Raw genomic sequence first — 25,074 nt, forward strand, 5'->3', positions numbered from 1 at the left:
GAAAACGACACGATAACGATCGGCGCTCAGCGCTGATCCAGCGGCACGAACGCCCGCGCTTCCGGCCCGGTATAGTTGGCGGAGGGGCGAATGATTTTGTTGTCCTGCCGTTGCTCGATGATGTGCGCCGACCAGCCGCTCACCCGCGCCATGACGAACAGCGGCGTGAACATTTCGGTGGGCACCCCCAGCTGGTGGTAAGACACCGCCGAGAACCAGTCGAGGTTGGGGAACATGTTTTTGGTGTCGCGCATCACGCTTTCCAGCCGGTCGGCGATGTCATACAGCTTCATCGCGCCCGCGTCCTGCGACAGGCGCAGCGCGATCTCTTTGATCACCTGATGGCGCGGATCGGAGACGGTGTACACCGGGTGCCCGAAGCCGATCACCACCTCTTTGTTATCGATGCGGCGGCGAATGTCGGCTTCCGCTTCGTCCGGCGTTTCATAGCGTTGCTGGATCTCCAGCGACACCTCGTTGGCGCCGCCGTGCTTTGGCCCGCGCAGCGCGCCAATGGCGCCGACGATCGCCGAATAGACGTCGGATCCGGTGCCGGCGATCACCCGGCCGGCGAAGGTCGAGGCGTTGAACTCATGCTCGGCGTACAGGATCAGCGACGCATGCATGGCCTGTTCCCAGCTGGCGGAAGGCGCTGCGCCGTGCAGCAGGTGCAGGAAGTGGCCGCCGATGGAATCGTCGTCGGTCTCAGGCTGAATGCGCTCGCCGTTGTGGCTGTAGTGATACCAGTAGAGCAGCATCGATCCCAACGACGCCAGCAGCCGATCGGCGATGTCGCGCGCGCCGGCCGCGCCGTGCTGCTCTTTTTCCGGCAGCGTGCAGCCGAGGGCCGAAACGCCGGTGCGCATCACGTCCATCGGGTGAGACGCCGCCGGCAGCGCCTCCAGCACCGTGCGCACGCTGGCGGGCAGGCCGCGCAGCGCTTTGAGACGGTGTTTATAGGCCTGCAGCTCGTCGCGGTTGGGCAACTTGCCGTGGATCAGCAGATGGGCGACCTCTTCAAACTCGCAGTGGCGCGCGAGATCGAGAATGTCGTAACCGCGGTAGTGCAGATCGTTGCCGCTGCGCCCTACGGAACACAGCGCGGTATTCCCGGCGGGCACGCCGGATAACGCCACGGATTTTTTCGGCTTAACGCCAGTCGGGCTTTGCGGGGGGATCGCTTGGCTCATACTGTCCTCATTTGGCTTCTGCGTGAATGGCGCTTATTCGTCGCGCTGGCGAGCGAACAAAGCGTCGAGTTTCTCTTCGAACAAATAGTAGTTGATGCTTTCGTACAGCTCGTTGCGGGTCTGCATGGTGTCGATGACGCTTTTCTGCGTGCCCTCCTCGCGCAGGGCGCGGTACACCCGCTCCGCCGCCCGGTTCATCGCCCGAAAGGCCGACAGCGGATATAGCGCCATATCCACCCGAGCGCTGCGCAGCTCGTCGGTGGTGAACAGCGGCGTCGCGCCGAATTCAGTGATGTTGGCGAGGATCGGCACCTGCGTCGCTTCGGCGAAACGGCGGTACATGCCCAGTTCGGTGATCGCTTCCGGGAACAGCATGTCGGCCCCGGCCGCCACGTAAGCCTGAGCGCGCTCGATGGCCGCCTCCAGCCCCTCCACCGCCAGCGCGTCAGTGCGCGCCATGATCACGAAGTCCGGATCGCTGCGCGCATCCACCGCCGCCTTGATGCGATCCACCATCTCTTCGGTGGAAACGATGGCCTTATTGGGCCGATGGCCGCAGCGCTTGGCGCCAACCTGATCTTCGATATGCAGCGCCGCCGCCCCGGCCTTGCTCACCGAGCGCACCGTGCGGGCGACGTTGAACGCCGATGCGCCGAAACCGCTGTCGACATCCACCAGCAGCGGCAGTGGGCAGACGTCGGTGATGCGGCGAATATCGGTCAACACATCGTCCAGCGTTGAAATGCCCAGGTCCGGCAGCCCCAGCGAACCGGCCGCCACGCCGCCGCCGGAAAGATAGATGGCCTGGAACCCCGCCCGCTGGGCCAGCAGGGCATGGTTGGCGTTGATCGCGCCGGCGATTTGCAGGGGTTTCTCTTTACTCAGGGCCTGACGAAAGGCGAGCCCGGGTGAGCGCAGCGTCATGACGTTCTCTCCGATTAGCTAGATGGAACAGACAGAGCAAGGGGCGGGCCAGGTTGCACTTTGGCGAGGAAAAAATTAAAAGCGATAAAAATAAGTGAGTTATAAAATTCGCGTCGCCATTGGGCAGACCAAGCGATAAAAAACGTTTCAGTTAACGTTTCAATCGCGGTTTCAATCGGCATATTTGAAACATGACTGAAACAAGGCTACACCTAATGCAGCCACTTTCATTCGGTAACCCACCATGAGCGATCACATCACGCCGTCCCGCGCGCCAGACAAACCGGTGATCTGGACCGTCTCCATCACCCGCCTGTTCGATCTGTTCCGGGATATCAGCCTCGAGTTCGACCATCTGGCGGTCATCACCCCGATCCGCCTCGGCTTTGAGGAGGCGGTGCAGCATATCCGCGCTCGCCTGGCGACCGAGCCTTGCGACGCCATCATCGCCGCCGGCTCCAACGGCGCCTACCTGAAAAGCCGCCTGTCGGTGCCGGTCATTTTGGTCAAACCCGGCGGCTTCGATCTGCTGCAGGCGCTGAGCAAGGCGCGCAGAACCGCCGATCGGATCGGCGTCATCACCTACAAAACGCCCCTGCCCGCGCTGCTGGAGTTCCAGCAAACCTTCGATCTGCCGCTGGAGCAGCGCAGCTACGTCACCGAAGAGGACGCGCGCGGCCAGATCGCCGAGCTGAAAGCCGCCGGCATTCAGGCGGTGGTCGGCGCCGGCCTCATCAGCGATCTGGCGGAAGAGGCCGGGCTCACCGCCATTTTTCTCTATTCCGCCGCCACCCTGCGCGCCGCCTTCAGCGACGCGCTGGACGTGACGCGCCTGATGCTGGGCGGCGCCAAACGCGGCGGCGACTACGCCGCACGCAATACCCTGCAGCCGCGCTATGGGCTGAGCGATTTACAGGGCGATTCCCCGCAGATGGAACAGACGCGACGCACCATCATGCTGTACGCCCGATCGCCGGCGGCGGTGTTGATCGAAGGCGAAACCGGCACCGGCAAAGAGCTGGCGGCGCAGGCGATCCACCGCGAATACTTTTCCCGGCGCGGCGCGACGCCGCCGTTCGTCGCCATCAACTGCGGCGCCATCGCCGAATCGCTGCTGGAGGCGGAACTGTTTGGCTATGAGGAAGGCGCCTTTACCGGCTCACGGCGCGGCGGCCGACGCGGGCTGTTGGAAACCGCCAACGGCGGCACCCTGTTTCTGGATGAGATCGGCGAAATGCCGCTGCACCTGCAAACCCGGCTGCTGCGGGCGCTGGAAGAAAAAACCATCACCCGGGTGGGCGGGCAACAGCCGGTAAAGGTCGATTTTCGCGTTATCAGCGCCACCCACACCCGCCTGGAGCAGGCGATTCAACAGGGCGATTTTCGCGCCGATCTGTTCTACCGCCTGAGCGCCCTGCGGCTGCAGCTGCCGCCGTTGCGGGCGCGCGGCGACGATATTGCGATGCTGGCGGAACACTTTCTGAAACAGTCGCTGGCGGCGCTCGACGTGCCGCTGACGGAGCCGCTGCGCGCCGCCCTGCCCGGCTGTTACGCCGCGCTCAGTCATTACGCCTGGCCCGGCAACCTGCGCGAGCTGCGCAACATGATGGAGCGGGTGGCGCTGATGCTGAGCACCGGCGCTGCGCCGAGCGGCGAAACGCTGCAGTGGCTGCTGCCGGAGCTGGCGGTGGCCCCGCCGCCCGAGACGCCGGCGGCGCCCGTCTCCGCCCACGAAGCCCTGGCGCGGTGCGGGGGCGACCACGCCGCCGCCGCCCGGTTGCTCGGGATCAGCCGCACCACTTTATGGCGTCGGCTGAAAAAACCGAACTGAGCATCAGCCGGCGCGCCGGCCGTCCGAGGCCGGCAGCAGCCGCGCTCGCCGATCGCCCAGCAGGTTCATGCCCGCCGCCGCCAGCAGGATGATCGCCGCGCCCAGCAGCTGCCACGCAGACAGCCGGTGGCCAAACGCCAGGCGATCCACCAGCATGGCGGCGATCGGATAGATGAATGACAGCGAGCCGATCAGGTGGGTCGGCAGCCTCTGCAACGCGCCGTACATCAGCACGTACATCAGGCCAGTATGCAACACGCCGAGCGTCGCCAGCATCCCCCACTGGCCAACGCTGGCCGACGCATGAAAATCCACCAGCGGCAACAGCATCACCGCCCCCACCGTCACCTGGATCAGCGCAATAAGATGCGGCGGCGTGCCCTTCAGCCGCTTGGCCGCCAGCGCCATCAGGGCGTAGAAAAACGCCGCGCCGAGCGCCAGCGCGATGCCGGCCAGATAATGGCTCTGCTCCCCCGCCTGCCGCGGCTGCGCCAGCACCACCAGCATCATGCCGCCGAACGCCAGCCCCAGCCACAGCAGCTTGCGGGCGGTCAGCCGTTCCCCCAGAAACAGCGCCCCCAGCCCCACCAGCATAAACGGCTGGGTGTTGTACACCGCGGTGGCGATGGAGATAGACGCATAGGAATAGGCGGCGAACAGCAGCAGCCAGTTGATCACCAGCGCGACGCCGCCGGCGATCGCCAGCAGCAGCGTGGCGCGCGTCAGCGCATCGCGTCGCAGCTGACCCAATACGCCGCACACCGCCAGCAGCACCAGCGCGCCTACCGCGCAGCGCCAAAACACCACGTTGATAACCGGCTGGCCGGACATCAACACAAACCAGCCGATAGAGCCGGAAATCAACATCGCCGCCGCCATCTCCAGCGATCCGCGTTTTATCTCTGCATTCATTCTGCGTTCCTCGAAGCTTGCCCAGAGACATAGCTTGCGGCTTCGCAGGGCGGCTTTCCATAGCATAAAAAAGGCAAATATGCTTAACTGCCTTTTTCTCGCAGCTATAATAAATAAAACACCTAACGGAGGCGTTATGGATGATATCGATCGCCAAATCCTGACCATTCTGGCGGAAGATGCGCGCGCGTCGTTGAAGACGCTGAGCGCGCAGGTGGGCCTGTCGTCGCCGAGCACCTCGGAAAGACTGCGGCGGCTGGAAGAAAGCGGCGTGATCCAGGGCTATACCCTGAACGTCAATCTGCAGGCGGTGGGCTACGCCTTCGAGTCGCTGGTGCGCATCAAGCCGCTGCCGGGCATGCTGAAGAAGGTCGAGCAGCTGATTCAGGCGATCCCGGAAGTGGTCGAATGCGATAAGGTGACCGGCGAAGACTGCTTTATCGTGCGGCTGGTGGCGCACTCGATGGCGCAGCTCGACCACACTCTCGATCGGCTGGCCGAGCATGCGCAGAGCAACACCTCGATCGTGAAAACCACGCCGGTCAAGCGCCGCCTGCCGCCGCTGCTCTGATTAACGCCGCCGCTTGCGGGCGAACGGGTTGCCGCGCTTCTTCTCTTTTTTGGCCGCATCGGCGGCGGATTTCAGCGCCGCCAGATGCGCCTTGTCGGCCTCCGGCACCGCGCGCTGCTCGATCGGGAACACCGGCAGCGACGCCAACAGCCGCGAACCGTAATTTTTGGTCAGCAACCGGCGATCGTAGATCACGATCTCGCCGTAGCATTGGTTGCTGCGGATCAGACGGCCGACCTGCTGGATCAGGTTGAACGAGGCGCTCGGCAGGCTCTGCACTTCGAACGGATAGCGCTTCAGCGATTTCAGCCACTCGCCTTCGGTGATGATCACCGGGCTGTCGATCGGCGGAAACGCGATTTTGTGAATATGCACCTGGGTCAGCAGTTCGCCTTTCAGATCCAGCCCTTCGGCGAACGATTGCAGCCCCACCAGCACGCTGGCGACGCCCTTCTCCACCCGCTTGCGGTGCTCTTCCACCAGCCGGTAGCGCGGCTGGTCGCCCTGCACCAGCAGCATCAGCCGCAGATCGGTCACGTAGCTGAGGAAAGTCTGCATCGCCCGGTGGCTGCTGAACAGGATCAGCATGCCTTTGTGCTTGCCGCTCGCCTGCTCGGCGCGGAAAAACCGCGCCATTTCCTCGAGGTGCTCCGCCTCGTTGGCGAGCGCCGGTTCATAGCGCATCTGCGGAATGACAATCTTGCCCTGTTCGACGTGATTGAACGGCGAAGAGAGCGTTTCGAAGCGATCGCCGGCCTTCTCGCTCAGCCCGCTCATCTCCTGCAAACGCGCGAAGCTGTTCAGTGAACGCAGCGTGGCCGAGGTGACCACCACGTGCGGCACCTTGCGCCACAGCAGCTTCTCCAGCTGATCGCTGACGCGGATGCCGACGCAGTGCAAATACAGATGGGTGACGTTATCGCGCAGTTCGCGCGTGACCCATTTGGAGATCGGCGCGTTGGACGACTTGTCGAGCGCCGCCAGCCGCCACAGCTTGCTCATCGCCTCCAGATAGCCCAGCGTGCGGCTCATCTGCAAGATGGCGCGGTGCAGGCGCATGATGTCGTGCTTGCCGGTCTGCTCGGTAAGATCGTTAAGCACGAACTCCGCCAGCCCGCGCAATGCATCGGTCAGTTTAAACAGCCGCGCGCAGCTCTCCACCATCTCCGCGGGCAGCTCGCCCATTTCAAAACGGTGCTCGGCCGCCACGCTGTCGCCGGGCAGATAGGCGCTGACCTGATGCTCGAAGATCTGCACCAGCTCACGCAGCTCCTCGCAATGGTTCTTCAGCCGTTCGCTGTTGGCCAGCCCCGGCGGATTCTTCGGCCGGTACTGCGTCATGCATTGCTCGACCTGGCGGACGATCATGTCCAGCTGCAGGTTGGTCGACAGCGCGGTGATTTCCCCGTCGATCTCCAGCGCATCGCGCGCCACCTCCGGCAAATGGTGGCCTTCGTCCAGCACCAGCAGCAATTCTTTCGGGTTCGGCAGCACCGATTCCGTCTCCAGCGCCGCCATCACCAGCGCGTGGTTGGCCACCACTACGTCGGCGCTCTCGATCTCTTTGCGGGCGATATAAAACGGGCATTCACGGATGTAATGGCAGTTGCGCCCCAGGCAGTTGGCCTTGTCGGTGCTCAGCTTGGCCCACAGCGGATCGTCGATGCTCTGCTGATAGTGGTCGCGCAGTCCGTCCCACTCGAAGCGGGCCAACGCCTTGGTCAGTTTCTGGCACAGCGCCTGCTCTTCGCCGCTGGACGGTGCCAGTTCGTCGTCGAGGAACAGCGTCAGATCGCCCTGTTGGCTAACGTCGGTGCTCATCGCCGCCAGGTTGCGCGGGCAGACGTAACGCCCGCGGCCAAAGGCGCCGGTAAATTTCAGATCGGGGATAATCTTCTTCAGCAGCGGCAAATCTTTGCTGTAGATCTGGTCCTGCAGCGCCACGTTGGCGGTGCTCACCACCAGCGGCTTGCTCTCCGCCCGCCCGACGGCGATGCCCGGGATCAGGTAAGACAGCGTTTTGCCGACGCCGGTCGGCGCCTCGATCGCCAGATGGCGCGGGTAGTCGCCGGCCAGCGTCTTCGCCACTTCGGCGATCATCTGGCGCTGGGGCGCGCGGGAAATAAAATCCGGTATTTGCTGCTGCAGGGCTTTGTACCACTGGCCAATCTGATCTTTAACTGCGGAGGAGAGCGCCATTCAACTCTTATCTAAACGAAATGATGGCGCTATTGTCCCACAGACCGCCGGCGACGTCAGCCCGAGTTACGCCTGCGGATCGATCATTGAGGCGCGCCCGCCGCCGAACGACCACTCGTCCAACTGGGTGGTGGCGATCACCACCATCACATCCTCGGGGTTCAGCCGCAGCTTTTCCGCCAGCAGCGCCGCCAGCCGTCGGTAGAAACGCCGCTTGGTGTCGCTGTCGCGCGGCCGCCCGGCGGTGATGTAAAACAGCACGAAATCCGCGCTGCGCGGCCCGCCGAGATAGTCGCGATCGTAGATAAGCTCGCCGGGGCGGTATTGATCGATCACCTGAAACCTGTCCGTCGGCGGCACCTCGAAGGCCTCCACCAGCGCCTGATGCAGGCTGTCGGACAAGGTTTGCAGATAGTCGGCGGACTTGCCCTGATGCAGGGCGATGCGGCTAAACGGCATGGGGCGCCTCCGGTTCCAGCTCGCGCAGGCGCGCCACGGCCGACGCCGCCGCGGGCCAGCCGGCATAGAACGCCAGGTGGGTGATGAGCTCAGCCAGCTGCTGATGCGCCACGCCGTTGCGCTGAGCCAGTTGCAGGTGAAACGGCAGTTGTTCCACGCGGTTAAGCGCCACCAGCGCGGCGACGGTGATCAGGCTGCGTTCGCGCGGGCTCAGCGCCGGCCGCTGCCAGACATCGTCAAACAAGACGCTGTCGCTGAGCTGCGCCAGCTTGGGGGCGATATCGCCGAACGCCTGTTGCCCGGCCTGGGATTTTGATGGCATCACACTCTCCTGTCAGTTGCGGATAGCCTTACGCTACCCGCCAGCGAGGCGAGTGAAAATCGGGATTTTCGGCAGTCTCAGTTCAGAAAAACGGGAGGGTTCCCCGCCGGGCGGCGGGGCGATGTCACGGTTCCAGCGGGGCAACGCCGTCGAAATGGGCGCTCAGCAGCGCATTCAGCTCCGGCCGCTGTTCCACCCGTTCGGCAATGGCGTACAGTCGCGGGCAGTGTTGCCGGAACCACGCGCGGCCCGGCCGCCAGTTGCACATTACCGCCAGGTACAGATCCAGCGCGCTGAAGCTCTTGCCGAGAAACCACGGGCCAGACGCTCCTGCGGCGGCGTTCAACTGCCGCAATAAACGCTCGCGATAATCCATTACCGCGTTTTTCAGCTGTTCCGCCCCTGCCGCCTGCGGCTGCCAGCGCTGCGGATGGTCGGCATAGGTTAAGGTGGGGTAAATCTCCGCGTTGATGAACAGCAGCCAGCGCAGAAAACGCGGCAACAGCGGCGAACCGCCGGGCGGCGCCAGTTCGGCATGCGGTGCGCGATCGTGCAGCAGCAGGATAATCGCCGCGCTCTCCGTCATCACTTCGTCATTGGGCAGCACTAAGGTGGGCACCTGGCCCAGCGGGTTCAGCGCCAGCAGGCGATCGCGCTCCGGGCCGTCCTGCGTGTAATCCACCTCCTCATAGCCCCAGGGGAAAGCGGTCAACGCCAACGCGGCGGCCACGATGGTCGAGCCGCAGCCCTGCGTACCGAACAAAGTATAAGTATCGTGCATGATTCCTCCCGCAGCGGAACAAGGTATCGGTAACTGTAGACCAGCCGCCGACCATCGGCTGAAGAAAAAATTCACCCTTTGCGCGACTTTTTTAATCGTTCGACATGAAAATGAATTTTTTGTCATAAATAGATCACATTACTACGGTAAAAATTCTCCGCCGCCAACAATCAGGCGGCACAGTAAAACAGCAATGCAACTGATGATAAGCGTCTTTCAATCGAATAAAGCAGGGTAACCCATGAAACGTAATCTTCTGGCCGTTATTATTCCGGCACTTTTACTTGCGCAAGCGGCACAGGCAGCAGAAATCTACAATAAAGACGGCAACAAGCTCGATTTTTACGGTCGTGTGAAAGCCCTGCATTATTTCTCTGATGATGCCGGCAACGATGGTGATAAAACCTACGTCCGTATCGGCTTTAAAGGCGCGACTCAGATTAACGATATGCTGACCGGCTATGGCCAGTGGGAATATCAGATCGCCGCCAACCATTCTGAATCCGACGGCACCAAAGACACCAAAACGCGTCTGGGCTTCGCCGGTCTGAAATATAAGGATCTCGGCTCCTTCGACTACGGTCGCAACTACGGCATCATTTACGACGTTGGCGCCTGGACGGATATGATCCCTGAATTCGGCGATGATGCTTATATCAAGACCGACAACTTTATGAACGGCCGTACCAATGGCGTCGCCACCTACCGTAATAACAACTTCTTCGGTCTGGTTGACGGCCTGAAATTTGCCGTGCAGTACCAGGGCAAGAACGAAAACGACGGCCGCTCCGCCAGCAAGGCGAACGGCGACGGCTGGGGTCTCTCCTCCAGCTATGAAATCATCGACGGTCTGAGCGTGGGCGCCGCCTATGCCTCTTCCAACCGCACCGCCACGCAAAAGGCGGGCACCTTCGGTAAAGGCGACAAGGCCGATATCTGGGCCGGCGGTCTGAAATACGACAACAACAATGTCTACCTGGCCGCGACTTATTCGCAGAGCCGCAATATCGCGCCTATTTCCGGCACCGCCACCATCAATAATAACTCGACCTCCGTTAGCGGCTTCGCCAATAAAGCGGAAGGGATTGAATTGGTCGCGCAATATCAGTTCGACTTCGGTCTGCGCCCATCGCTGGGTTACGTTCAGCAGAAAGGCAAAGATATTGAAGGCATCGGCGACGTCGATCTGGTGAAATATTTCGACGTAGCGGCGACCTATTACTTCAACAAAAACATGTCCACTTATGTCGAATATAAAATCAACCAGCTTGATGACGACAACAAACTGGGTCTGAAAAACGACGACGTCGTTGTTGTCGCCCTGACCTACCAGTTCTGATGTGATGAATGAATAACCACCACTGCAAACTTTAGCGTCACTTGATACCCAGAGTTTTATTTCGCCGGGCGGCTGCGTCCGGCTTTTTTGTTTTTATTTTCCCCGCCAGCGAATCCCCCCGCTTGCCTTGCAAAACAAACGGGTCTACATGTATAGCTTTCCCCCGAGCGGAATCAGCCATGCATAACGACGGACGCTTCGACTACCACAACGCCTTGCGCTACAGCAGCGACGAACTGGCCAACATCCTCAACCACTGTTTTGAAAACTACATCGTGCGTTTCGTGCTCGACGGATCGACCTTCGCCGCCCGCTTCGGCGCCGAAGATCTCAGCCTGAACGACAGCCTGATCGTCACCCACCGCCATGAACCGGTGGCGGTGGCGCTGATCGCCCGCCGTGGCCGTCACAGCCGGGTTGCGGCTTTTTCCGTGCGCCCGGAGATGCGCGGCCAGGGGCTGGGCAAGGCGCTGATGCAGCGGCTGGTGGCGGATGCCCGCCAACGCGGCGACCATCGGCTGTCGCTGGAAGTGATCGAAGGCAACGACGCCGCGCTGGCGCTGTATCACCGCGCCGGGCTGCGCATCGTGCGCACCCTGACCGGCCATCAGGCGCCGGCGGAAGTGCCGCCAGGCACGGCGGCGCTGCAGGCGGTCGATCCGCTGACCGTCAGCCACCGCCTGACGGCGGAAGGCGCCACTGACCTGCCCTGGCTGATTGCCCCCGAATCGCTGTTCAAGCTGCCGGGCACACCGCGAGCCTATACGCTCAATCGTCAGGCCTACGCCGTGGTGATGCCCGGCGCCGAGCACTGCTGGCTGCGCCTGATCTACGTGCCGCCGCAGCACCGCGGCCAGGGGCATGCCCGCGCCTTGCTGGCCACCCTGCAAGCGCAGTTCGCCCCTTTGCCGCTGACCGCCAACGTTTTTGTGCCCGAGGTGGCCGCCCCCTTCTTTACGCATCTTGGCTGGCGGCAGGATCCCCTGCGCCAGTTCGAGATGGATATGCTGCTGGACAGCCCACAAAAATAAAACCGAGAGAGATAACGATGGCAGGAAAACAGGCAAGGAAACTCACCCTCGGCACGGCGGTTGGCGTCGCGCTGCTGACGTTGGCCGGTTGTGCGCAGCCGCCGCACACCGACGCCCAGGCCCAGCAGCGGCTGGCGGATCAGTCGGTGCTGGCGGTGAACTGGTTCCAACAGTCCGGCGAATACCAGGCGCTGGCGCATCAGGCGTTCAACAGCGCGCAACGCGCCTTCGATCAGGCCAAGACCGCGCCGGGCCGCAAAAAGGCGGTGGTGGTCGATCTGGATGAAACCCTGTTGGACAACAGCGCCTACTCCGGCTGGCAGGCGCAGCACGGCCAGCCGTACGACGGCGCCACCTGGGCCCAATGGACGCAGGCCGAACAGGCCGGCGCGGTGCCGGGCGCAGTGTCGTTTGCCCGCTACGTTAACGCCCACCAGGGGACGATGTTCTACGTCTCGAACCGCAAGCAGAGCGAATACGCCGCCACGGTGGCCAACATGCAGAAGCTCGGATTCACCGGCATGTCGGAAAAAACCGTGCTGCTCAGCACCGATACCTCCAATAAGCAGGCGCGCTTCGACGCCATCAAACAAGCCGGCTATGACATCGTGGTGTACGCAGGCGACAACCTGAACGACTTCGGCGCCGCGACTTACCACCAGGACAATGCGCAGCGCCGGGCGTTCGTCAGCGAGAATCAGGGCAAGTTCGGCACCGAATTCATCGTGCTGCCCAACCCGCTGTACGGCGATTGGGAAAGCGGCCTGGCTCGCGACTACAACAAGCTGACGCCGCAACAGAAGCTGCAGGTGCGCCAACAGGCGATCAAGGCCTGGCGCGGGCGCTGACTCAGGAATAGGGAGAAATGCCCCATATAACCTAATATTTTGTCAAAAAGGGATTAGCGGAGCATGCCGCCGAACCAATGGGAACGTTAGTTCGGCGGCATGAAGATGAAGAAATGCGGATGCTCAAATTCTGGGTTGCGGGCACCAGAAATGTGAGAAATCGGTATCGGCACCGCCCTGTGAGTTAATCCAATAACGCTTCTCGGTGAAACGAGCACTTTCACATACTTTCAGCAATGTCAGAGTAGCCAATCCGTTAATTCTCTCGATTTTAATCACCCGAACAGCGCAGCAGCATCCGCTCTTTGATGTAATCTGAACGTAACCTAAGCAGGCAAGGCACGGATCTTCAATGTCAAATGGCTATAGGAACTTGCAACATCATTACAGAACTTTCTCGAAACAGACCGCCTGTGGGTTACCTCGATAACGGCCATAGTTTTCGCGTATCCGATACCCCTGAGCCAGATAAAACTTGATGGCACGCAAGTTCACGCTTCGGGTTTCCAGCCACAGTTGACGATACCCCAACCATCGAGCCTGTTGTTCCAGAGCCTGCAATAATTTACGACCAATACCATTGCCAGGCTCACGTACATACATTCGTTTTAACTCCGCAACACCAGAAGTTAATCGACGCAGCGCCCCACAAGCTACGGCCACATCGGCAGCATTGCGTACCAACATAAAACAACCTCCATCCGCTTCTATAGAAGCAGGATCAAACGAGGACGTACCGCTATCGCCTGTGATCTCAGCCAGCTGCACCGACAACTCCGCCATCAGTGTCAGTGCGTCCAAGCTATCGACTTCACTTAATAATATCCGAAGCCTCACAGCAGTTTGTACATATAGCAGGTGGCCTCCAACGCCCCGCCGTCGCTGGCGCGGGCGTATTGCGGGATGTCGCCCGCCGCCTCGAACCCCAATTGACGGTACAGCCCCTGCGCCGCGCTGCCGCTCAGGGTATCCAGCACCAACAGGCTGCGGCGATGACGCGCCGCCAGCGCCTGCACTTCCTGCATCAACAGCCGGGCGACGCCCTGCCGCCGCGCCTGCGGGTGCACCATCAGCTTGACCACTTCCGCGCGGTGGCGGCCGTTGTCCGGCATCGCCAGTAACAGCTGCACGGTGCCGACCGGCCGGCCGTTCGCGAGCGCCACCAGCATCGCACGCTCTCCCCGCGCGATGGCCGGCAGCAACCCCTGCCAAAACGCCTGCGCCTGCGTCAGCGTAAAGGGCATGACAAAACCGATGCTGGCGCCGTGCGCCACGCTGGCGTGCAGCATCTCGGCCAAGTCGACAATGGCGCTTTGCGCCGCGCCGGCGTCCCACTGTTGCAATTCAATCATGGCTATGGCCTGCAGATAACGAGGGTGTAATGGGCCGGCTCCTCGCCGGGGACATGGAAACGGGAGGCGCCGAACAGGCGGTAACGCAGGCAGTCGCCGGCCGACAGCCGGAAAACGCGCCCTTCCAGGGTCAATTCCAACTGCCCGGACAGCAACCAAAGGTGATGTTCCAGCGCCGGAATCGACGGCAGGTCGTAATCGATCTGCGCGCCGGCATCAAGCCGGGCTTCGATAAACTCGGCCTTATACAGCGCGGCAGGCGGGGAAACGGAGCGACGGTGAAAACCGCTGGCGCGATCGACCCACACCGGCTGTTGCGGCGGCCGCAGCAGCTCCGGCGGCTCGTCTTCGATTTCGCTCAACAGGCGCGACATGGTTAACCCGTAGGCGGCGCACAGCCGGTTCAGCAACGATGCCGTCGGGCTGGTCTCGGCGCGCTCCACCCGCGAGAGCGTCGCCCGGCTAAGGCCGGTGCGCTGCGCCAACTCCTCCAGCGACCACGCCCGTTGCTGGCGCAAATCCGCCAGCCGCTGCGCCAACCTCAGGTCGGCCGTCTCCAAACCGTTATCCATCGTTCATACTCCGCTTAAAAATCCCATATAAGAGAAATAATCTCAAATTAGAGATATAGCAAGCGGATTTTAAAATGTCGCGCAGGAATAACGCCTGGATCACCGCGAACATCACCAGGTGAGGAGAAGCGTTCTAGCTCTCGCGCGAGGGCGGGGTTTGTACAAAATTGCCCGTTTCGGCCCCCGGCGGCGCGATCGCCGCGCAGCGCCAGGCGCTGAATACCGCCAGCAGCGGCGCCAGCGCGAACGCCAGGAACAGCCAACGCGCCGCCGATGCAGCGCCCGTCGCGCCGCCCGGATCGTTCAGCCCCGCCAGATTGGCGATCATCCCGGCCAGCGCCGCGCCGAATGCGGTGGCGAACAGCTGCACCGTGGTAATTGAAGCGCCGGCGATATCTTTGTCCGCTTCAGGCGCCACCTGCAAAATGCGCGTCAGCAGATGCGGCCAACCGAAGCCGATGCCGAACCCCACCAGCGACAACGCGATGACGATCGGCGTCAGCGCCTGCCAGTGGCCGCCGGAGGGCGTCGGCATCAGGATCGCCAGCGCCAGCAGCCCCACCAGCACGAACAGCGGCCCGCTAACGATCGCCCGGCGAATGCCCGCCCCGCGCCAGCCGGAGCTGAGGATTTCGGACAACGTCCAACCGGCGGCCATGGTGGCGGCGATATAGCCGGAGATCAGTGGCGACTGGCCGTGCAACAGCTGCAGGAAATAGGGCACGAAGATTTCGCTGGTCATGCCGATCACCAGCAACGAGACCGTAATATAGAGCGCCGCCAGCGATGAGCCGCGCCGCAGCGAGCCATGCGGCAACAGGCGCGCGCGTGCGTGCGCCTCGCGCTTCATCAGCCAGGCCATCAGCACCAGCGAAAGCGCGATGCCCGCCAGATTGATCCAGACGCTGTGCGCCAGGCTGCCGGCGGACACCACCAGCACCGCCACGGTCAGCAACAGCAGTTGCGCAGTCGGCAACGGCGCGGCCGCCTGCTGCGCCTTGCCCTTGGGCAGGATCAGGAAGGTAAACGCAGCGTACAGCGCCATGATCGGCAGCAGAATGCCGAAGGCCCAACGCCAGGCGTGCAGCTCGGCGAAAATGCCGCCCACCGCCGGCCCCACCAGGGTGGCGATGCCCCACATCGCCGAGATAAGCGCCATGGCGCGCGGCCACAATCGCTGCTCGAACACCAGGTTGATCATCGCGTAGGAGAGCGCAAAGATCAGCCCGCCGCCGAAGCCCTGCACCGTGCGGCCGATCAGCATCACCGGCATGCTCGGCGCCAGCGCGCACAGCGCCGCCCCGGCGATAAAGAACAGCGAAGCCACCAGATAGGCGCTGCGTGCGCCATAGCCGCTGAGCAACCGGGCCGACAGCGCGGAGCCGAGGATCGACGCCACCACGAACAGCGTGGTGTTCCAGGCATAGAGATCCAGCCCGCCGATATCCTGCACCACCGAGGGCAGAATGGTGGTGGCGACCAGAATATTTATGGCATGCAGCGCCACGCCAAGCGAGAGCGCGATCGCACTGGCCGCATTTTTGCCGGAGAAAAGGTCACTCCAGCGGCTATCGTCATGGGTTATCACGGTTGTCGTCCTGTTTTCAGAGGAATGGCATTGAGTTGGTCATAAGATTGCGTTAAATTTAACAAGAGTTATCTTGGAATAAGTTAGGGCGAGGCGGAGAAATATGTCAAGAATAAACTTGGAAAATAGCGGCAGCACCGCACAATCGGTCAGTGACCGCTTGCTGACGTTATTGAAAACCCGCGGCCCGCAGCTAGCTTCTGACGCAGGAAAGGTGCTCGGCACCACCGGTGAGGCGGCCCGCCAGCAGTTCGTCAAGCTGGCGAAAGAGGGGTTGGTCGAAGCGGTGGCGGAAACGCGCGGCGTGGGCCGCCCGGTGCAGCTGTGGCATTTGACCTCGGCCGGCAACGCGCGCTTTCCCGATACCCATGCGGATCTGACGGTGCAGCTGCTGCGCACCGTGCGCGACAAGCTGGGCGAACAGGCGATCGACGTGCTGATCGAGAGCCGCGAGCAGGAAAACCGCATCAACTACAAGCAGGCGATGATCGGCGCCACCGAACTGCGCGAACGCGTGGCGCGCCTGACCGAGATCCGCTGCCGCGAAGGGTATATGGCCGAATGGCGCCAGGAGGAGGACGGTTCCTATCTGCTGGTGGAAAACCACTGCCCGATCTGCGCCGCCGCCACCGTCTGCCAGGGTTTCTGCCGGGCGGAATTAAGCATCTTCACCGAAGTGCTGCAGGCGCAGGTGGAGCGCGCCGAACACATTTTGGCCGGCTCGCGCCGCTGCGCCTACCGGATTTCACGCCTGTAACACCGGTTTTTGCCCACGTTTTCAACCGGTACAGATTATTCTGCTTGTGCACCCCGCACCTTCCCTTCTAAGGTTGAACTAACGAACATTCAGGCAAACAGCGGGCCTCGCGCCCGCTCTGGCAAATCCGTCGGCGCTTAGCGCAGCGGCAGAGTAACCCCACGGGAGTTGAACGATGAAGAAGCCGCATGCCGGATTCTGGCTGGCGACGCTGGGACTGGGCGTTTGCTGGCTGCTGGCGCTGCTGACTCGCGATCGGCTCAACGGCATACTGCTGGCCGGCGCGGCGCTGGCGCTGATCTTTACCCCTGCCGCCCGCCGCAAAGGCGCGGCTCTGGCCGCCCTGGGCGGTATCGGCATGGATGGGCTGTGGAGCTACAGCGGCGTGCTGCACTACAGCGGGCAACACGGCCTGCCGCTCTGGACCATCGCGCTGTGGATCGGCTTCGGCTGCTGGTGGTATTGGTTGCTGGACGTCGTCAGAGCGGCCCCCTGGCCGCTGGCGGTGTTGGGCGCCGCCGTCGGCCCCTTCGCCTACGCCGTGTCCTGGAAGCTGGACGCCTTGTTGCCCGGCGTGCCGCCCGAGTTCATGCTGCTGCTGCTGGCCGTCGGCTGGTCGATTTACCTGCCGGCCGTCAGCTGGCTGCAGTGGAAACAGCAAGGCCATTGAACGGCTTTCAGCCGCCGGAAAAATAATGCCGAAGGCCATTGCTTATCGGTTGCCCGATCGGGTTTACTGAGCGTTCTAATAATAATCACTCCCGCAAAATACAATCCTATGCTTAGCCAACAAAGCCGTAGCGTCCTGCCGTTGATCGGGGCGTTGTTCACGTTATATATCGTTTGGGGTTCCACCTATTTCGTCATTCGCCTCGGCGTCGCGCAGTGGCCGCCGCTGATGATGGCCGGCATTCGTTTTCTGATCGCCGGTATCGTGCTGTTCAGTTTCCTGGCCTGGCGCGGCCACGCGCTGCCGACGCTGAAGCAGTGGCTGGCCGCCGGCGCCATCGGCATTCTGCTGCTGGCGGTGGGCAACGGCCTGGTGACGGTGGCGGAACACCAACATGTGCCGTCCGGCATCGCCGCGGTGATGGTGGCGACGGTGCCGCTGTTCACCCTCTGCTTCAGCCTGCTGTGGGGCATGCGCAACACCAAACTGGAATGGGCCGGCATCGCGCTCGGATTGGTGGGCATCGTGCTGCTCAACACCGGCAACAACCTGGTGGGCAACCCGACCGGCGCGCTGCTGATTTTGTTGGCGTCGGCCAGCTGGGCCTTTGGGTCGGTCTTGGGATCGCGCATCTCGCTGCCGGCCGGGCCGATGGCCGGCGCGGCGGAGATGCTGGTCGCCGGCGTGGTGTTATTGGCAGCCAGCCAGCTGAGCGGCGAGCGCCTCACTCAGATGCCGAGCACCGGCGGCTTTCTGGCGCTGGGCTATCTGATCGTCTTTGGTTCGATGCTGGCGATCAGCGCCTATATGTTCTTGTTGAAGAACGTGCGCCCGGCGGTCGCCACCAGCTACGCCTACGTCAACCCGGTGGTGGCGGTGCTGCTCGGCATCGGTTTTGCCGGCGAATCGCTGGCGCCGCGCGAGTGGCTGGCGCTGGTGATCATCGTGGCGGCGGTGGTGCTGGTGACGCTGGGAAAATACCTGTTCGCCCGTCCGGCCAACGTGCAGGCCATCGACTGCGAACGGCGATGATCACAAAGGGCGGTCTGCGGGCCGCCGTTAAAAACGATTCTTGTTTCACCCGGCGAAGGGGCTATAATTCCCGCTGTTCCAAGCAACCTGCGAAATTATTCCTATGCTGAAAAAAGCGTTCGTCATCGTCATCGCCTTGTGCGCCTTCGGTTCTCTGGGCGGCGTATTCCTCGCCGGGCTGAACATCTACACCCGTTCCACCACCCCGCACGAAGAAAGCGCGCCTGCCGGGGATGCCGCCGCTACGCCGGCGCAAACCGAAACCCTTCAGGCCAAGTGATCGTCCATCCAGCGCTGGCAGCGCTGCTGTAAAAAACGCTGCAGCTGCCTGACGCGCTCCGACACCTGCGAACGATGCGGGCAGACCAGATTGATCGGCACCGCGTCGCTGCGCCATTCCGGCAACAGCTGCACCAACCGCCCGGCGCGAATATCCGCCGCCACGTCGATCGCCGACTTGCGCACCACGCCGTGCCCGGCCAGCGCCCAGCGCCGCGCTACCTCGCCGTCATCGGTAAAATAGCTGCCGTTCAGCGGCAGCTCGACCAGCTCCTCACCGCGCCACAGTCGCCATTCCACCTGCCGTTTGCCGCTGGGCTGATACACCAGAATGCTGTGCCGAAGCAGATCGGCCGGCGTTTGCGGCGCGCCGTGCCGCCGCAGATAATCCGGGCTGGCGCAGATCAACCGCCGATGCTGCGGCAAGATCGGCAGCGCCACCAGCGAAGAGTCGGCCAGCGGCCCGAAGCGCAACGCCACGTCCACCGGTTCGCGGAACAGGTCGGCCTGCCGATCGTTGATCAGAAGCTGCAGCTGAATATGCGGATGCTGCAAGCGGAACTCATCCAGCCAGCCGAGCAGCAAATTACGGCCAAAATCCGACGGCGCGGAAATCTGCAGCACCCCGGACAGCCCCTGATGCTTCTCGCGGATCGCCTGCTCTCCTTCGGCTAACGCGCCCAGCGCCAGGCGCGCGCTGTCGAGATAGCGAGCCCCCTCCTCCGTTAACCTCAGGCTGCGGGTGGAACGCACCAACAGCCGCGCGCCCAGCTGCTGCTCCAGCCTTTTCACCGCGATGCTGGCCGCCGCCGGCGTCATGTCCAGCGTGCGCGCCGCGGCGGAAAAACTGCCGCCGTCCACCGTGCGGACAAACACCTCGAGATCGACAAATGAGGTCATCTGCTCCCTCTCTTTTTAGCCCAATCAATTATTAATATTAATTTACAAGTGTTTGCTATTAGGCGGGCTTTTTTCCTCATTTTCAATCAGGAAAGATAGATCCCGTTGAAACTTACCTAAAAAGAGGCCTTAACATGACGATTCCCGACTCCCCCCTGAAACAACAAAAGCTGGTGATCCTGGGCGGCACCAGCGGCATTGGCGCCGCGGTGGCCTACGCGGCGGCGGCGCGCGGCGCTGAAGTGGTGCTGGCTTCGCGTCGTCTCCCTCACGCCGGGGAGAAGAACGACGCGCTGCGCCTGATGCAGGCCGATCTGACCGATGACGCGTCGCTGCATGCGCTGTTCGCCGCCGTCGGCGCTTTCGATCATTTGGTGATCACCGCCGGGCCGTTGGTGGACGCGAAGCCGCTGGCGGAGACTGCCCTTGAACAGGCGCAGGCCGACTTCAACGTCAAATTCTGGGGCAGTTTGCGCGCGGTGCAGGCGGCGCTGCCGACGCTGGCGCCGCAGGGCTCGATCACCCTGACCTCCGGCCAGCTGTCGCGTAAATACCTCAACGGTCAGTTGGTCAAAACCGCCATCAACGCCGCGCTGGAAGCGGTCGGCAAACAGCTGGCGAAGGAGCTGGCGCCGCGGCGGGTGAACGTGGTCAGCCCCGGCATCACCGCCACCGAAGCCTACGACGGCATGAGCGCCGCACAGCGTCAGGCGCTGTTCGAGCGCGTAAGCGTCAGCCTGCCGGTCGGCAGGGTCGGCCAGGCAGCCGACGTCGCGGCGGGTTATCTGCTGGCGATGGAGAACGGCTTCGTCACCGGCAGCGTGATCGACATCGACGGCGGCGGCCTGCTGTAACGGCGGCTAGAGCGCCGTCACGCCCTGCGCGGCGGCCTGCTGTTCCAGCACGGTGATAATCTGGTAGGCCGAACGCGGCACCAGGCTGAAATCGCCGATCAGCAGGCGGTCGCTGACCGCCTCATCCAGCATCGCGCGAGCGCCGGCGCGCAGGATTTCCACCTGTTCCGGCGGCGTGCCGGCTGCGGTGATCAACGGCAGGCCCGGCACCGCCGCCGTGCGGCCGATGATTTTCAGCCCCTCCAGCGCCTGCGGCTGCGCGCGGCGCAGCAGTTCCATGCTGATCGAATCGATGGCGGCGATATCCGCCTGCCCGCTACGGATCAGCTTCAGCGACTGATAATGCGCGCCGGAGGCGATAGCCGCCCCGAAGAATTTCCCGTCCAGCGCCAGCGGCGCGATCAGCGCGCGCAGGCCGTTGTAGCCGGACTGGGAATCTGTGCTGTTATACGCCGCCGTTCGGCCGCGAAAATCCGCCAGCCGCTCGCCGGGATCGTCCGCGCGCACCACCAACCAGCTGCGGTAATTCGGCCCGTCGCACCCTTCCACCCGGTAGTGGTAGGTGCCGATTAGCTGCACCTGCGGCAAGGTGCTGACCAACGGATAACCGCAGGTTTGGCTGAGCAGAAGATCCTCGCGCCGCCAGTGCTGCGCCAGATCGTCCGGCCAGCTGAGCCGTTCCGGCGCCGCCGGCAACCCCAGCCGCAGCAGCTTGTCGCGCAACACCTGCCAGAAGGATTCGGCCTGCTCCCGGCCAACGCCGTACATCGGTAGAGACACCTGCATCATTTCCCCCTTACCCCGCCGAAGTGGCCGCCAGCGTCTGCTGACGCCAGGCGGTGAGATAACGCACCCAACGTTCGAACAGCATATCGGTGATAATAGCCAACAGCGCCACGACCGCCGCGCCCTGGATCACATAGGCGGTGTTAAACCCGCTCAGGCCGATGATGATCGGCGAGCCGAGCGTCTTGGTGCCGACGGTGGAAGCGATGGCCGCCGTGCCAATGTTGATGATCACCGAGGTGCGGATCCCGGCGACAATCACCGGCGCCGCCAGCGGCAGTTCAACCCGCCACAGAATTTGCCAGGCGCTCATCCCCACGCCGCGGGCGATCTCGCGCGTGGCGGGCGGCACCGATTCGATGCCCGCCAGCGTGCCCTGCAGGATCGGCAGCAGGCCGTACAGCACCAGCGCGATGATCGCCGGCTGTTCGCTGAAGCCCATCACCGGCACCGCCACCGCCAACACCGCCACCGGCGGGAAGGTCTGCCCCACCGCCACCACCGTTTCCACCAGCGAACGAAATTCCCGGCCGCTGCGTCGGGTCACAGCCACGCCCGCCGCCACGCCGATCGCCACCGCGATCAGGCTGGAGATCGCCACCAGCGACAGGTGCGCCCCCACCAGCGCGATAAAGCTGTCCTGCTGATAAATGGGCCGCTCCAGATCGGGGAACCAGGCGGCGAACAAGCCGCGCAGATGATCCATGCCGAACACCAGCGCCAACAGCAGCGCCAGCGTCCAGGGCAACGGATCGCGCAGCAGGCGCCCGATGCGCCCGCTCATGACAGCGCCTGCCCGGCGATCAGATCGTTGAAATGCAACACCCCCAACGCTTCGCCCCGTTCATCCACCACCGGCAGGCAGTCGCTGCCGCGCGCCACAAACACCGACAGCGCCTCGCGCAGACTCATGGCGGCGGCGATCGGCTCGCCCCCGGCGACGCCGGGCCGCACCCGCTCCGCCACCGTACCCAGCGACAGCAGCTTGATGCCGCGATCGCTGCGCCCGAAGAAATCGCGCACGAAGTCGTTGGCCGGTGCAGTCAACAGCGTCAGCGGCGTGCCCTGTTGCACCACCCGCCCCTGATCGAGCAACACCAGGCGATCCGCCAAGCCCAACGCCTCGTCGATGTCGTGCGTCACCAGCACAATGGTGCGGCCGGAGAGCTGATGGATGCGCGCGATCTCCGCCTGCAGCGCCGCTCGGGTGACCGGATCTAGCGCGCCGAACGGTTCGTCCATCAGCAACACCTCGGGATCGGCAGCCAGCGCGCGCGCCACCCCCACCCGCTGCTGCTGCCCGCCGGACAGCTGGTGCGGATAGCGGCGGCGAAACAGATCCGGCTCCAGATGCAGCAGCTCCAACAGTTCGGTAACCCGATCGCGAATGCGCGCGCGCGGCCATTTCAGCAGCTGCGGCACGGTGGCGATGTTCTCCTCCACCGTCCAGTGCGGGAACAGACCGATCGATTGGATCGCATAGCCCATGCGCCGCCGCAGATCCTGCGGTTTGAACGACTGGATCTCTTCGCCGGCAAAGAGGATCTTGCCCCGATCGTGTTCGATCAGGCGATTGATCATTTTTAACGTCGTGGACTTGCCGGAACCCGAGGTGCCGATCAACACGGTGAATTCACCCTCGGCGATGTGCAGCGTGAGATCGTCGACCGCCGGCTTGCCCTGAAAAATTTTACTGACTTGCTCAAAGTGAATCATCGGCGCGATACGTCCAGGATTGAAACCCAAAATTTAAACAGCGAATCGACGATGACCGCCATCATGACCACCGGGATCACCCCCAGCAGAACCAGATCCAACGCGCTGCTGAGCAACCCCTGAAAAACGATGGCGCCAAAACCGCCGGCGCCGATCAGCGCCGCCACCACCGCCATGCCGACGGTCTGCACCGCCAGAATGCGCACGCCGGTCAGGAATAGCGGCAGCGCCAACGGCAGCTGCACGCGCAGGAAGATCTGCCCGCGCGTCAACCCCATGCCGGTGGCGGACTCAATCACGCCGGCCGGCACGCTTTGCAGCCCCGCCACCACGCTGCGCACCAGCGGCAACAGCGCGTACAGCACCAGCGCCACGATCGCCGGCGCCATGCCGATACCGCTGACGCCGTGCTCCGCCAGCCAGGGCACCGCCGTCGCCAGCCCCGCCAACGGCGCGATCAGCAGGCCGAACAGCGCGATGGACGGCACAGTCTGGATAATGTTCAGCGCGGAGAAAATCGGCCGCTGCCAGCGTTCGGAACGAAAGCACAGCACCCCGAGCGGCACGCCGATCGCCAGCGCCGGGGCCATCGTCGCCAGCAGAATGGTCACATGCTGGAACAACGCGGCGTCAAACACCTCCTGCCGATTATGGTACTCCTTCAGCAGCGACAGCTGATCGAGCTGATGGCCGAACAGCAGCAACGCCGGCGGCACCAGCACCAGCGCGTTGCCCAGCATCCGCCGCAGATGCGACGCGGTGAGGCGCGTCATGGCGTCGGCGGCGATCAGCAGGCTCAGCGCCATCGTCAGCCAGCAGCCGCTGCCCCAGGAGGTGCGCGCCAGGCGCGATCCCTCCTGCGCCAGACGCCCGGCGGCCTGCCCGCTGATCCAGAACGCCAGCGTCAGCACCCCGCAGGCGGCCAGCGCCGTCAGCAGCGCCCGTCCCCGCGTCGGCGGCAACAGGCTGAGGATCGCCAACGCCGCCAGCGGCAACAGCAGCCACAGCGCCGGGCCGTGCAACAGGGAGAATAAGGACAGGCTTTTACCCGACAGCAGACGATTGGGGGCATAACTGAGGAACGGCAGGCCGAAGGCGGCCAGCAGCAACAGCATGAACAGCGTCAACAAGACGCGATGTTTTACGGCGATAGTCAAAGAAACGCTCCGGCTCCCTCGGTTTACCCCCTCTCCCGACGGCAAAGGGGGTACCTCGGCATTATCCCTTAACAAACCCTTTCTCTTTCAGGTAAGCGGCCGCCACCTGTTTGGCGTCCTGGCCTTCCACAGCGATCTGCGCGTTGAGTTTTTGCAGCGTCGGCCCGTCCAGCGAGGCGAATACCGGCTTCAGCAGCTCAGGCAGATTGGCGTGCGCCTTCAGCGCCGCTTCGCGCACGATCGGCGCCGGCGCGTAGATGGGTTGTACGCCTTTCGGGTCCGCCAGCGTCTGCAGCCCCAGCGCCGCCACCGGGCCATCGGTGCCGTAGGCCATCGCCGCATTGACGCCGGAGGTCTGCTCCGCCGCCGCCTTGATGGTCACCGCCGTGTCGCCGCCGGCCAGGGACAGCAGCTGATCCTGATTCAGTTTGAAGCCGTAGGCGTTCTGGAACGCCGGCAGCGCATCCGGCCGTTCGATAAATTCCGCCGAGGCCGCCAGTTTGAACTTGCCGCCGCCGTTGATCCACTTGCCGAGATCCGCCAGCGTTTTGAGATGGTTGGCGTCCGCCACGTCCTGACGAATGGCGATGGTCCAGGTGTTGTTGGCCGGCGCGGCGTCCAACCAGACGATTTTGTTTTTGTCGTAGTCGAGCTGCTTCACCTTCTCGAAGCCGGCCTGGGCGTTCTTCCACGCCGGATCTTTCTCATCGGAGAAGAAAAATGCGCCGTTGCCGGTGTATTCCGGGTAGATGTCGATCTCGCCGGAGGTGATGGCGCCGCGCAGCACCTTGGTGGTGCCGAGCTGCAGCTTGTTGGTGGTTTTAATGCCGTTGGCTTCCAGTACCTGCACGATGATGTTGCCGAGCAGCGAACCTTCGGTATCGATCTTGGAGCCGACGCGCACCGAGTCGGCCGCCTGCGCCAGACCGCTGGCGGCCAGCAGAGCCAGCGCGACGGCAAAGGAACGTCCGCGTGATAAGGTGATTGCCATACTTTTCCTCTGG

Annotated in this window: 27 protein-coding genes; 10 read left to right on the forward strand and 17 right to left on the reverse strand. The window is 63.1% G+C overall.

What is annotated here, in order from left to right:
• Nucleotides 1-26: 26 nt before the first annotated feature.
• Both prpC and prpB read right to left on the reverse strand, forming a co-directional pair.
• Entirely contained in the window at nt 27-1,190 is a 1,164-nt protein-coding gene (gene prpC, locus ACMGGK_RS16295; RefSeq protein WP_016928534.1) for a bifunctional 2-methylcitrate synthase/citrate synthase, read from the reverse strand.
• A 33-nt stretch (nt 1,191-1,223) separates the two neighbouring features.
• On the reverse strand, nt 1,224-2,114 hold the full coding sequence (gene prpB / locus ACMGGK_RS16300; protein ID WP_016928535.1) for a methylisocitrate lyase: 891 nt from the start codon (nt 2,112-2,114) through the stop codon (nt 1,224-1,226).
• A gap of 244 nt (nt 2,115-2,358) precedes the next feature.
• Between prpB and prpR the strand changes: the two genes are divergently transcribed.
• Nucleotides 2,359-3,945 (forward strand): propionate catabolism operon regulatory protein PrpR, encoded by a 1,587-nt coding sequence (gene prpR / locus ACMGGK_RS16305; RefSeq protein WP_049299514.1) that lies wholly within the window; start codon nt 2,359-2,361, stop codon nt 3,943-3,945.
• Between the two features lie 3 nt (nt 3,946-3,948).
• On the opposite strand, the gene ACMGGK_RS16310 is transcribed toward prpR, so the two are convergent.
• Complete coding sequence (locus ACMGGK_RS16310) at nt 3,949-4,857, reverse strand: DMT family transporter (RefSeq protein WP_048795888.1); 909 nt, start codon at nt 4,855-4,857, stop codon at nt 3,949-3,951.
• 136 nt (nt 4,858-4,993) lie between these two features.
• Between ACMGGK_RS16310 and ACMGGK_RS16315 the strand changes: the two genes are divergently transcribed.
• On the forward strand, nt 4,994-5,428 hold the full coding sequence (locus ACMGGK_RS16315) for an Lrp/AsnC family transcriptional regulator (protein ID WP_016928538.1): 435 nt from the start codon (nt 4,994-4,996) through the stop codon (nt 5,426-5,428).
• Here the strand turns inward: ACMGGK_RS16315 and dinG are convergent, their stop codons facing one another.
• The 4 genes from dinG to ACMGGK_RS16335 all read right to left on the reverse strand — a co-directional run bounded on the left by dinG (nt 5,429) and on the right by ACMGGK_RS16335 (nt 9,189).
• On the reverse strand, nt 5,429-7,627 hold the full coding sequence (dinG, locus tag ACMGGK_RS16320; protein WP_015377137.1) for an ATP-dependent DNA helicase DinG: 2,199 nt from the start codon (nt 7,625-7,627) through the stop codon (nt 5,429-5,431).
• Nucleotides 7,628-7,693: 66 nt separating this feature from the next.
• A complete protein-coding gene (locus ACMGGK_RS16325; RefSeq protein WP_016928540.1) occupies nt 7,694-8,086 on the reverse strand; it encodes a tautomerase family protein in 393 nt (130 codons plus the stop codon).
• Nucleotides 8,076-8,408 (reverse strand): carboxymuconolactone decarboxylase family protein, encoded by a 333-nt coding sequence (locus tag ACMGGK_RS16330; protein ID WP_033640942.1) that lies wholly within the window; start codon nt 8,406-8,408, stop codon nt 8,076-8,078. The genes ACMGGK_RS16325 and ACMGGK_RS16330 overlap by 11 nt, the downstream gene beginning before the upstream one ends.
• A gap of 124 nt (nt 8,409-8,532) precedes the next feature.
• Nucleotides 8,533-9,189, reverse strand: coding sequence for a glutathione S-transferase family protein (locus ACMGGK_RS16335; RefSeq protein WP_420277030.1), 657 nt, complete (start codon nt 9,187-9,189; stop codon nt 8,533-8,535).
• A 241-nt stretch (nt 9,190-9,430) separates the two neighbouring features.
• Here ACMGGK_RS16335 and ompC point away from each other — a divergent pair, with 241 nt between their 5' ends.
• From ompC to ACMGGK_RS16350, 3 genes are all read left to right on the forward strand, one after another.
• Nucleotides 9,431-10,528: a porin OmpC gene (gene ompC / locus ACMGGK_RS16340; protein ID WP_004939326.1), complete on the forward strand. Its 1,098-nt coding sequence runs from the start codon at nt 9,431-9,433 to the stop codon at nt 10,526-10,528.
• A 179-nt stretch (nt 10,529-10,707) separates the two neighbouring features.
• The gene (locus ACMGGK_RS16345) at nt 10,708-11,559 is read left to right on the forward strand and encodes a GNAT family N-acetyltransferase (RefSeq protein WP_197758138.1); all 852 of its coding nucleotides are present in this window, start codon (nt 10,708-10,710) and stop codon (nt 11,557-11,559) included.
• A gap of 17 nt (nt 11,560-11,576) precedes the next feature.
• A complete protein-coding gene (locus tag ACMGGK_RS16350) occupies nt 11,577-12,407 on the forward strand; it encodes a 5'-nucleotidase, lipoprotein e(P4) family (RefSeq protein WP_420277031.1) in 831 nt (276 codons plus the stop codon).
• Nucleotides 12,408-12,791: 384 nt separating this feature from the next.
• On the opposite strand, the gene ACMGGK_RS16355 is transcribed toward ACMGGK_RS16350, so the two are convergent.
• The 4 genes from ACMGGK_RS16355 to ACMGGK_RS16370 all read right to left on the reverse strand — a co-directional run bounded on the left by ACMGGK_RS16355 (nt 12,792) and on the right by ACMGGK_RS16370 (nt 15,919).
• A complete protein-coding gene (locus tag ACMGGK_RS16355; protein WP_228009653.1) occupies nt 12,792-13,208 on the reverse strand; it encodes a GNAT family N-acetyltransferase in 417 nt (138 codons plus the stop codon).
• Nucleotides 13,209-13,240: 32 nt separating this feature from the next.
• Entirely contained in the window at nt 13,241-13,759 is a 519-nt protein-coding gene (locus ACMGGK_RS16360; protein WP_016928545.1) for a GNAT family N-acetyltransferase, read from the reverse strand.
• 2 nt (nt 13,760-13,761) lie between these two features.
• The gene (locus ACMGGK_RS16365) at nt 13,762-14,331 is read right to left on the reverse strand and encodes a helix-turn-helix domain-containing protein (protein WP_151254858.1); all 570 of its coding nucleotides are present in this window, start codon (nt 14,329-14,331) and stop codon (nt 13,762-13,764) included.
• 133 nt (nt 14,332-14,464) lie between these two features.
• The gene (locus ACMGGK_RS16370) at nt 14,465-15,919 is read right to left on the reverse strand and encodes an MFS transporter (RefSeq protein ID WP_420277032.1); all 1,455 of its coding nucleotides are present in this window, start codon (nt 15,917-15,919) and stop codon (nt 14,465-14,467) included.
• Between the two features lie 103 nt (nt 15,920-16,022).
• Between ACMGGK_RS16370 and ACMGGK_RS16375 the strand changes: the two genes are divergently transcribed.
• The 4 genes from ACMGGK_RS16375 to ACMGGK_RS16390 all read left to right on the forward strand — a co-directional run bounded on the left by ACMGGK_RS16375 (nt 16,023) and on the right by ACMGGK_RS16390 (nt 18,658).
• Entirely contained in the window at nt 16,023-16,676 is a 654-nt protein-coding gene (locus ACMGGK_RS16375; RefSeq protein WP_049299510.1) for a helix-turn-helix transcriptional regulator, read from the forward strand.
• A 175-nt stretch (nt 16,677-16,851) separates the two neighbouring features.
• The gene (locus ACMGGK_RS16380; protein ID WP_015377128.1) at nt 16,852-17,346 is read left to right on the forward strand and encodes a DUF2878 domain-containing protein; all 495 of its coding nucleotides are present in this window, start codon (nt 16,852-16,854) and stop codon (nt 17,344-17,346) included.
• A gap of 108 nt (nt 17,347-17,454) precedes the next feature.
• Nucleotides 17,455-18,378, forward strand: coding sequence for a drug/metabolite exporter YedA (yedA, locus tag ACMGGK_RS16385; RefSeq protein WP_028127923.1), 924 nt, complete (start codon nt 17,455-17,457; stop codon nt 18,376-18,378).
• 103 nt (nt 18,379-18,481) lie between these two features.
• Nucleotides 18,482-18,658, forward strand: a complete 177-nt coding sequence (locus tag ACMGGK_RS16390; RefSeq protein ID WP_016928550.1) for a hypothetical protein — start codon at nt 18,482-18,484, stop codon at nt 18,656-18,658.
• On the opposite strand, the gene ACMGGK_RS16395 is transcribed toward ACMGGK_RS16390, so the two are convergent.
• Nucleotides 18,646-19,557 (reverse strand): LysR family transcriptional regulator, encoded by a 912-nt coding sequence (locus tag ACMGGK_RS16395; RefSeq protein ID WP_164052687.1) that lies wholly within the window; start codon nt 19,555-19,557, stop codon nt 18,646-18,648. The genes ACMGGK_RS16390 and ACMGGK_RS16395 overlap by 13 nt on opposite strands.
• 134 nt (nt 19,558-19,691) lie before the next feature.
• On the opposite strand from ACMGGK_RS16395, the gene ACMGGK_RS16400 reads away from it, so the two are divergent.
• Complete coding sequence (locus ACMGGK_RS16400) at nt 19,692-20,411, forward strand: SDR family oxidoreductase (RefSeq protein ID WP_016928553.1); 720 nt, start codon at nt 19,692-19,694, stop codon at nt 20,409-20,411.
• A gap of 6 nt (nt 20,412-20,417) precedes the next feature.
• Here ACMGGK_RS16400 and ACMGGK_RS16405 read toward each other — a convergent pair whose 3' ends face one another.
• The 5 genes from ACMGGK_RS16405 to osmF all read right to left on the reverse strand — a co-directional run bounded on the left by ACMGGK_RS16405 (nt 20,418) and on the right by osmF (nt 25,061).
• Nucleotides 20,418-21,179 carry a phosphate/phosphite/phosphonate ABC transporter substrate-binding protein gene (locus ACMGGK_RS16405; protein WP_079449511.1) on the reverse strand — a complete coding sequence of 254 codons (762 nt, stop codon included), beginning with the start codon at nt 21,177-21,179 and terminating at the stop codon, nt 20,418-20,420.
• Between the two features lie 28 nt (nt 21,180-21,207).
• Complete coding sequence (locus ACMGGK_RS16410) at nt 21,208-21,981, reverse strand: ABC transporter permease (RefSeq protein WP_016928555.1); 774 nt, start codon at nt 21,979-21,981, stop codon at nt 21,208-21,210.
• A complete protein-coding gene (locus tag ACMGGK_RS16415; RefSeq protein ID WP_016928556.1) occupies nt 21,978-22,913 on the reverse strand; it encodes an ABC transporter ATP-binding protein in 936 nt (311 codons plus the stop codon). The genes ACMGGK_RS16410 and ACMGGK_RS16415 overlap by 4 nt, the downstream gene beginning before the upstream one ends.
• Nucleotides 22,910-24,070: an ABC transporter permease gene (locus ACMGGK_RS16420; RefSeq protein ID WP_420277033.1), complete on the reverse strand. Its 1,161-nt coding sequence runs from the start codon at nt 24,068-24,070 to the stop codon at nt 22,910-22,912. Before ACMGGK_RS16420 ends, ACMGGK_RS16415 begins: the two co-directional genes overlap by 4 nt.
• A 61-nt stretch (nt 24,071-24,131) precedes the next feature.
• Nucleotides 24,132-25,061 carry an ABC transporter substrate-binding protein gene (osmF, locus tag ACMGGK_RS16425; RefSeq protein ID WP_016928558.1) on the reverse strand — a complete coding sequence of 310 codons (930 nt, stop codon included), beginning with the start codon at nt 25,059-25,061 and terminating at the stop codon, nt 24,132-24,134.
• Nucleotides 25,062-25,074 lie beyond the last annotated feature (13 nt).

Origin of the sequence: Serratia sp. BNK-33-b, assembly GCF_048684565.1 — a bacterium.
Classification (GTDB): Bacteria; Pseudomonadota; Gammaproteobacteria; order Enterobacterales; family Enterobacteriaceae; genus Serratia; species Serratia marcescens.

Coding starts and splice junctions, on each gene's coding strand:
- ACMGGK_RS16380 (WP_015377128.1), top strand. CDS start 16,852: ATGAAGAAGCCGCATGCCGGATTCTGGCTGGCGACGCTGGGACTGGGC.
- ACMGGK_RS16360 (WP_016928545.1), bottom strand. CDS start 13,759: ATGATTGAATTGCAACAGTGGGACGCCGGCGCGGCGCAAAGCGCCATT.
- ACMGGK_RS16400 (WP_016928553.1), top strand. CDS start 19,692: ATGACGATTCCCGACTCCCCCCTGAAACAACAAAAGCTGGTGATCCTG.
- ACMGGK_RS16365 (WP_151254858.1), bottom strand. CDS start 14,331: ATGGATAACGGTTTGGAGACGGCCGACCTGAGGTTGGCGCAGCGGCTG.
- ACMGGK_RS16375 (WP_049299510.1), top strand. CDS start 16,023: ATGTCAAGAATAAACTTGGAAAATAGCGGCAGCACCGCACAATCGGTC.
- ACMGGK_RS16405 (WP_079449511.1), bottom strand. CDS start 21,179: ATGTACGGCGTTGGCCGGGAGCAGGCCGAATCCTTCTGGCAGGTGTTG.
- ompC (WP_004939326.1), top strand. CDS start 9,431: ATGAAACGTAATCTTCTGGCCGTTATTATTCCGGCACTTTTACTTGCG.
- ACMGGK_RS16315 (WP_016928538.1), top strand. CDS start 4,994: ATGGATGATATCGATCGCCAAATCCTGACCATTCTGGCGGAAGATGCG.
- ACMGGK_RS16335 (WP_420277030.1), bottom strand. CDS start 9,189: ATGCACGATACTTATACTTTGTTCGGTACGCAGGGCTGCGGCTCGACC.
- ACMGGK_RS16330 (WP_033640942.1), bottom strand. CDS start 8,408: ATGCCATCAAAATCCCAGGCCGGGCAACAGGCGTTCGGCGATATCGCC.
- prpB (WP_016928535.1), bottom strand. CDS start 2,114: ATGACGCTGCGCTCACCCGGGCTCGCCTTTCGTCAGGCCCTGAGTAAA.
- yedA (WP_028127923.1), top strand. CDS start 17,455: ATGCTTAGCCAACAAAGCCGTAGCGTCCTGCCGTTGATCGGGGCGTTG.
- ACMGGK_RS16415 (WP_016928556.1), bottom strand. CDS start 22,913: ATGATTCACTTTGAGCAAGTCAGTAAAATTTTTCAGGGCAAGCCGGCG.
- ACMGGK_RS16410 (WP_016928555.1), bottom strand. CDS start 21,981: ATGAGCGGGCGCATCGGGCGCCTGCTGCGCGATCCGTTGCCCTGGACG.
- ACMGGK_RS16325 (WP_016928540.1), bottom strand. CDS start 8,086: ATGCCGTTTAGCCGCATCGCCCTGCATCAGGGCAAGTCCGCCGACTAT.
- prpR (WP_049299514.1), top strand. CDS start 2,359: ATGAGCGATCACATCACGCCGTCCCGCGCGCCAGACAAACCGGTGATC.
- dinG (WP_015377137.1), bottom strand. CDS start 7,627: ATGGCGCTCTCCTCCGCAGTTAAAGATCAGATTGGCCAGTGGTACAAA.
- osmF (WP_016928558.1), bottom strand. CDS start 25,061: ATGGCAATCACCTTATCACGCGGACGTTCCTTTGCCGTCGCGCTGGCT.
- ACMGGK_RS16345 (WP_197758138.1), top strand. CDS start 10,708: ATGCATAACGACGGACGCTTCGACTACCACAACGCCTTGCGCTACAGC.
- prpC (WP_016928534.1), bottom strand. CDS start 1,190: ATGAGCCAAGCGATCCCCCCGCAAAGCCCGACTGGCGTTAAGCCGAAA.
- ACMGGK_RS16395 (WP_164052687.1), bottom strand. CDS start 19,557: ATGACCTCATTTGTCGATCTCGAGGTGTTTGTCCGCACGGTGGACGGC.
- ACMGGK_RS16350 (WP_420277031.1), top strand. CDS start 11,577: ATGGCAGGAAAACAGGCAAGGAAACTCACCCTCGGCACGGCGGTTGGC.
- ACMGGK_RS16310 (WP_048795888.1), bottom strand. CDS start 4,857: ATGAATGCAGAGATAAAACGCGGATCGCTGGAGATGGCGGCGGCGATG.
- ACMGGK_RS16390 (WP_016928550.1), top strand. CDS start 18,482: ATGCTGAAAAAAGCGTTCGTCATCGTCATCGCCTTGTGCGCCTTCGGT.